Here is a 6,158-nt window from a genome sequence, read left to right as displayed (position 1 = left end):
AAAAGCTAAAAGCTAAAAGCTAAAAGCTAAAAGCTAAAAGCTAAAAGCTAAAAGCTAAAAGCTAAAAGCTAAAAGCTAAAAGCTAAAAGTGCTCACATAGTAAACACTTTCGCCCTATGCTTTAATATTAAAAACAAGGGAGGGCGTTATGCGTAAAAATCGATTTTTATTTAATAAACACGTTGTGGCAATGGCTACGCTAGGGGCTTTAGCTGCCCCGCTGCCTGTATTGAGTAATGAGCCAGGGGTATTAGTTGAGCAGCTTTGTGCCAGTTGCCATAGTTTAAATAACCTAGAGCGCAGTGCGGGTTATAGCCAAGCGGATTGGCAAACACTCACAAGTTATATGATTGATACAGGGGAAGGCACGGCCCTTAGTAAAGATATAAGCACGTATTTGGCAAAGCATTACCCTGTTAACACTAAGCGCGAGTCAACGGTGGTTAAAGGCGATTTAAAACTTAGCTTTAAATACTGGCAAGTGCCTACGCTTGGGCAGCGCGCTCGCGATCCTGTGCAAGGTGAAAACGGGCTTATTTGGTGGGTTGGCCAGTGGGGCAATATTTTAGGCAGGTTAAACCCTAAAACCGGTGAAATGAAAGAGTACACTTTGCCAAGTGGTACGTATGCGCACAGTGTGTCGCTTGATAAAAATCAAACCCCTTGGTTTTTAGGCAATAAAAATGGCACGGTTGGGTATTTAGATTTAACGACCGAAAAATTTAAAGTGTATAAAATGCCTGATAAAAACGCCCGAGACCCGCATACTGGCGTGTTTGATAACGCAGGTATTTTTTGGTTTACCCTGCAGCACAGCAACATGGTTGGCAAGTTAGACCCAAAAAGTGGCGATATTAAACTGGCTACTTTACCCACTAAAGGCTCACGGCCCTATGGTATAAAGCTTGATTCAAACGGGACGCCGTGGGTGTCGTGTAATGGCAGTAACTGTCTGGTTAGAGTTGATAAAAACACCATGGAGCTTAGCGAAATAAAACTCCCAGGTGCTAAAACACATACTAGGCGCCTTGCTATTACGCCTGATGATATGGTGTTTTATGTAAACTCTGGTATGGGTAAACTTGGCCGCTATAACCCCAAAAACGGTAAAATAACGCAGTGGGATAACCCCAGCGGCGCAAACAGCCACCCGTATGCCATTGAGTATGCCGATAATGCTATTTGGTTTAATGAATCGGCTAAACGCCCCGAAACACTAGTTAGGTTTGATTTAAAAACTCAAACCATGCAAAGCTGGCAAATTCCCAGTAAAGAAGGGGTTTACTCTGGCTTAATTAGGCATATGCGTATGGGCAATAACGGCTTAATTATTCATCAAACGGCTACTAATCAATTAGCCGAAATTACGTGGTCTCAGTAATTGAGTTTATTAACACGTTATAGAGAGCTGCTAAGCGTTAATACCCTTATGTATGAGGTAGGAGTTTTTTACAACAGTTAGCAATATTTACGTTATTTACAAGAGTGTGCGAATGGGGTTTGACTTAAGTTATTGATTTTTATCTATTGTTTTGGTGGCTTAAGTTTTGCTTAGTAATAGCTGTATTATTTTAAATAAATAAAGGAGTTATTATGAGCAAGGTTATTACTGGGTTATTTGAAAGTGCATCGCAAGCAACACTGGCTATTTATAGGTTAGAAGCATTAGGTATTAATGAAGCTGATATAAGCATTGTAGCCAACGACTCATACGCAAAGGAAGATTTTGCTTTAGATGAGGGAACTAAAGCGGCTGAGGGCGGCATTGTAGGAGCTGCCTCAGGTGGTATTATTGCCGCTCTTGTAGGCGGGTTTACTGCTGTAGGTACCGTGGCAACAGGTGGAGCAGGCTTGCTCGTAGCTGGTCCATTAGTGGCTGCTTTTGCAGCGGGCGGCGCTGGTGCTGCTGTAGGTGGCACGTTAGGTGCTGCTATTGGTGCATTTATCCCTGAGCACGAAATTAAATATTATGAAGATGCGATTGAAAAGGGCTCTATTTTAATCGGCGTTAAGTACGATAGCGATAACAAAAACGCAATTGAAGAAATTCTTAACAATGCAGGGGCAAGCAACGTCTCTACTGCATAATGGTTAAAGGAATTGCCAGAAAGGTGAAACGTAGTTTCACCTTTTTTTATTCATTTTTAAATGTCTTTAGACACACTTTATTTATAGCGTTAAAAAACCCCTATAAGGGGCTTTAGAAAAGTTACACTTATTAGGTGGGTTATTTGTGCTTTCGTTTATCTAGCGCGTAATTTACGGCCATTCTTGCTAAGCCTGCACCCACGCCCGACACCACAGCCCATGTAACGGCTTCTTTAAGATCAGTTTTTTCACTCGGCTTGTCTTTTGGGGCTGGCTCATTGGTTACTTTTTCCCACGACTTTTGTAAACTTTTTCTGGTCAACATGCCAGCTGATGCAGCGGCTAGGCCTATACCTAGTGTTTTAATTAGTTGCTTGTTACTCATAATTCCCTCCATTGTTTAATAACGATAGGGTCATCTATAACCCGTTTAATGACACTAGTATGTGGAGCAATTAGCATACCGACAGCGCAATGGGCGTGGCGAGCATGGTTTATTTTAGTTTGTGTATGAGGGGGTAATTTGATTAAACGCGCTGTGCTACTGGCTTAGCGTAAAGTTAACTAATTAGCTTCTTAGCGGTTAAGTTGTTTTTTAAGCCACCGCAAAGGTATTTAGGAAAGCGTGGGTTGCCTGCTAGGCCTGTAAAGTTGTCATTTTATTTGTAAATATGCATCAGTTTTTGTACAGCGTTTTGGCAAAATTGCGCAGTATGATTAAAAGTGGCGAGTTGATAATTTCCCATAGCTGATTATTTTATTATGATTCAGCGAGTTAAGTATTATGTAGGTAAATTATGCATCCATAGCGAGCTTGGTATAAAGATTGAACCTAACAGCTAAGCAATCACGGTAATTTATAAACCTGATACTTTACGAGGAGATTACAATGAATAGTTTACTGTTTAATTCATCTGGTAGTAAAAGCGTAACACGAATTTTTAAACCCGCTTGCGCCATATTTTTTACCGCTGCAATGCTACAAAATAGCGCATTGGCGAATGTAGATGTTGATATGCATGCAGTAAGTAAGTCGGGGCAAGGTGAGCTACTTGGCACCGTTACATTGACAGAAAATGAGCATGGGGTGGTATTTACCCCTGCGCTTAAGGGGTTAACGCCTGGGCAGCATGGCTTTCATGTTCATCAATATGCTAGCTGCGAGCCAAAGCAAAAAGACGGTAAAGTTGTACCTGCCGGTGCTGCTGGTGGGCACTTTGATCCTAACAGTACTAAACACCACGATGAACCGTGGAGTAATGGCCACTTAGGCGATTTACCTGCGTTATATGTAAATAAGGATGGCGAAGCTACATCGCCTGTTTTAGCCCCAAGGCTCAAGCTTGAGCAGCTTAAACAACACGCAGTGATGATCCACAAAGGGGGCGACAATTATGCCGACGAACCCAAGAAACTGGGTGGCGGCGGTAAACGTGTTGCGTGCGGCGTAATTAAGTAATACGGAGGTTATTATGCCTTATCAAAATACAAATGAGTTACCGGAGTCGGTAAAAAGTAATTTACCTAAACACGCCCAAGAGATATACCAAGAGGCGTTTAATAGCGCGTGGGATACCTATAAGGACCCAAGCGATAGAAAAAACGATGACGATCGCGAAACCACAGCGCATAAAGTGGCGTGGTCTGCTGTTAAAAATAGCTACAGTAAAAATGATAATGGAAACTGGGTTAAGGCGAGTAATTAGTTACTTGTAAAAGTAAAAAACCAACGTTTAAAAAGCCGCTACAACTTTTGTAGCGGCTTTTTTATAGCGTAATTGGGCTACTCGCTTTTGTGCTTACGGCGTTTATAAAAGGCAAAACCACCTACTACACACGCTAATATAAACGCCATAATAATAGTAAATGCCCACGGCCCAAAATTAGCAATGGCAGGAAGTGCGAGCGCAGTAACAATACCGCCGCCAACCACAGGCTCATAAAGCGGTTGTTTGTAACTAAAGGGGCGAATATGCTCACTAGGGTTCGAGGTAGCCTGTTTTAGCATTAACAGTCCAACCGCCGTGGTGCCCATAGATTGCCCAAGCTCGCCAATCCCTCTCACTTTCCAATCTTTAGGGAAAAACCACCCACCAAAGAAAAAGTAAATAGCTGCGCTATAAGCAACCCCCACCGCACCTAAAATTAAAATACTTTGCCAATATTTAGCAAGCACCGATAAGTTAAGTGCCCCCAGTGCGGCAATTATCAGTAAATCGAGGGAGAGGTTAGAAAGCAGGTTTATTTGATAGTGACTAATTAAGTTACCCATGCCTGATTTATTAAGCGCTATTTGCACCACTAAACCCACCATCATGGCAATGGGGAATAAAGGCATGTACTCAAGTATTTTTACAGATGAATCGGCAAAAAGCCTTTTTTCGGCTACTTGTAAGCCGCTAAGTAAAAGCCAAGCAACAATAACAACAGTGCCTAAAATAGCAAAGTGCAGACCAAACGGGCGGTCTTTTACTTCTACTTTTTCGTCGTGGCTAATTTCAAGCTCTTGGTCGCCATCATCGGTGCGATTAGACATAATAGTCCCTAACACGATGGCGCTTATAAGGCCTATTGTTGCTATACCTAGCCCCAAGTCCATACCTTTTGCAAAATCGATACTCTCAAAAGTGGATTGCAGGCCAGCTACGGTGCCATGTCCGCCTTGAAACCCCACAGCAATAAGCGCACCGGCAATTTCGTTGGTATCAAATAAAGGGGCTAGTATTAATAATGCTGTTATCATTCCGACCACATATTGGCCTATGGCAATGCTGTAGCCAAAGCTTAAATTGGGTAGGCTTTGATTTAGCGATTGCTTAATTGTAGGTATTTTTTTACCTAAAAATAAACCTGCAAACACCACCACAATTAAATACCCAGGTAACTCCTTCCATATATTTGTGACCTTTTCATCTATCCATAAATTAGTCCCTTGGAGTGACAAATTAATATGCTCACCGAGTAATTGTGGCCCTAATAAAAGAGCCAACACGCCGGCAATTAACGAGGAGGGCACAATTAATCCCCTTAAAAATGTGTACTTAATTAAATTACCTAGCGTTAAAAAAAAGGCTAGTAATAGTAACGACTTAAAAAATATAGCTATATCCATAACTGATTTAACCTGTGTTTTATGCTCCTTTAAACTGCCCGCTAATAAAAAGAGCTATACATGTTTGAGTGCTAAATACGCTAGGTAGCAATATATATTCCAGCAACTTTTAAATTTTAAGTGATTGATAATTCTATTTTAAATATTTTATGCTGAATTGAGTGCGACGGCTTTACAGAGTTTTTGTATGATTTTCAAACTAAAGTGTTAGGTAAATAAACAGGGGATGCGCTAAACACTCGTGTGAGTTTCACTTAAATGTGCGTTACTATTTGGCTAAATTAAGTTTGTTTTAGCCCATTGGGATAGCGTTGAATTATTTAGCTCACCTTTATTTTGCACAACCTACAGCCGATTCGCACTTTGGCAATTTATTAGGTGACTTTGGCGGCCGCAGGTATGCACAGCACCTGCCAAGTAGCGTTATACACGCACTAGAAAATCACTACTTAGTTGATAAGTTTACCGACTCACACTATTTAGTAAAATCCGCTAAACAGTACTTTTCGCCCGAGCGAAAACGCTTTGCAGGCGTAGCGATTGACGTGCTGTTTGATCATTTTTTAATTAGGCATTGGCAACACTTTAACAAACTCCCTTTAAATGATTTTAAACACAGCAGCTACGCACTTTTAAATGATCGCATAGCGGTTATGCCACCGCGCATGCAGCATGTTGTAACCAGCATGATTACAAACGATTGGTTTAAAGAGTACGAAACGATAGAAGGGGTAGGGCTTGCGCTCGATAACATAGCCAAACGTATTCGTTTTACTAATAACTTTGCTGGTACTGCTGATGATATAACGCAAAACTACCATGAGTTAGAAACAGTATTTTTAGCGTTTTTTCCTGAGCTGATTGAGCATGTAAAAGAGAGCGGGCTTGAAAAAATATATTAAAAAAGGCCCAACGACACTAGGTTGTTCGGCCTTTTAAGTTTAATTTTTATAGCTAT

The 6,158-nt window shown here is 41.2% G+C and carries 7 protein-coding genes; 5 read left to right on the top strand and 2 right to left on the bottom strand.

Annotated features, from left to right (window positions below):
* Positions 1–148: 148 nt before the first annotated feature.
* Together AN393_RS14390 and AN393_RS14385 are read left to right on the top strand one after the other, a co-directional pair.
* Entirely contained in the window at positions 149–1,381 is a 1,233-nt protein-coding gene (locus tag AN393_RS14390; protein WP_082422747.1) for a cytochrome C, read from the top strand.
* Between the two features lie 212 nt (positions 1,382–1,593).
* Positions 1,594–2,088 carry a hypothetical protein gene (locus AN393_RS14385; protein WP_055016388.1) on the top strand — a complete coding sequence of 165 codons (495 nt, stop codon included), beginning with the start codon at positions 1,594–1,596 and terminating at the stop codon, positions 2,086–2,088.
* A gap of 139 nt (positions 2,089–2,227) precedes the next feature.
* On the opposite strand, the gene AN393_RS14380 is transcribed toward AN393_RS14385, so the two are convergent.
* On the bottom strand, positions 2,228–2,473 hold the full coding sequence (locus AN393_RS14380; protein ID WP_055016387.1) for a DUF4235 domain-containing protein: 246 nt from the start codon (positions 2,471–2,473) through the stop codon (positions 2,228–2,230).
* Between the two features lie 504 nt (positions 2,474–2,977).
* Here AN393_RS14380 and sodC point away from each other — a divergent pair.
* Positions 2,978–3,547, top strand: coding sequence for a superoxide dismutase family protein (gene sodC / locus AN393_RS14375; RefSeq protein WP_082422745.1), 570 nt, complete (start codon positions 2,978–2,980; stop codon positions 3,545–3,547).
* Between the two features lie 13 nt (positions 3,548–3,560).
* Positions 3,561–3,794, top strand: coding sequence for a ChaB family protein (locus AN393_RS14370; RefSeq protein WP_055016386.1), 234 nt, complete (start codon positions 3,561–3,563; stop codon positions 3,792–3,794).
* 77 nt (positions 3,795–3,871) lie between these two features.
* Here the strand turns inward: AN393_RS14370 and AN393_RS14365 are convergent, their stop codons facing one another.
* Complete coding sequence (locus AN393_RS14365) at positions 3,872–5,104, bottom strand: sodium:glutamate symporter (protein WP_235576207.1); 1,233 nt, start codon at positions 5,102–5,104, stop codon at positions 3,872–3,874.
* Positions 5,105–5,511: 407 nt separating this feature from the next.
* Here AN393_RS14365 and AN393_RS14360 point away from each other — a divergent pair, with 407 nt between their 5' ends.
* Positions 5,512–6,102: an ACP phosphodiesterase gene (locus AN393_RS14360; protein WP_055018455.1), complete on the top strand. Its 591-nt coding sequence runs from the start codon at positions 5,512–5,514 to the stop codon at positions 6,100–6,102.
* Positions 6,103–6,158: the final 56 nt, after the last annotated feature.

This window comes from Pseudoalteromonas sp. P1-25, from assembly GCF_001401805.1.
Lineage (GTDB): Bacteria > Pseudomonadota > Gammaproteobacteria > Enterobacterales > Alteromonadaceae > Pseudoalteromonas.
Note: the sequence above shows the minus strand (reverse complement) of the source record. Positions and strands in the feature narration are given on the sequence as shown.

Bases quoted from the DNA above. Each gene is read 5' to 3' on its own strand.
- AN393_RS14370 (WP_055016386.1), top strand. From the start codon at position 3,561: ATGCCTTATCAAAATACAAATGAGTTACCGGAGTCGGTAAAAAGTAAT.
- AN393_RS14380 (WP_055016387.1), bottom strand. From the start codon at position 2,473: ATGAGTAACAAGCAACTAATTAAAACACTAGGTATAGGCCTAGCCGCT.
- AN393_RS14390 (WP_082422747.1), top strand. From the start codon at position 149: ATGCGTAAAAATCGATTTTTATTTAATAAACACGTTGTGGCAATGGCT.
- AN393_RS14385 (WP_055016388.1), top strand. From the start codon at position 1,594: ATGAGCAAGGTTATTACTGGGTTATTTGAAAGTGCATCGCAAGCAACA.
- sodC (WP_082422745.1), top strand. From the start codon at position 2,978: ATGAATAGTTTACTGTTTAATTCATCTGGTAGTAAAAGCGTAACACGA.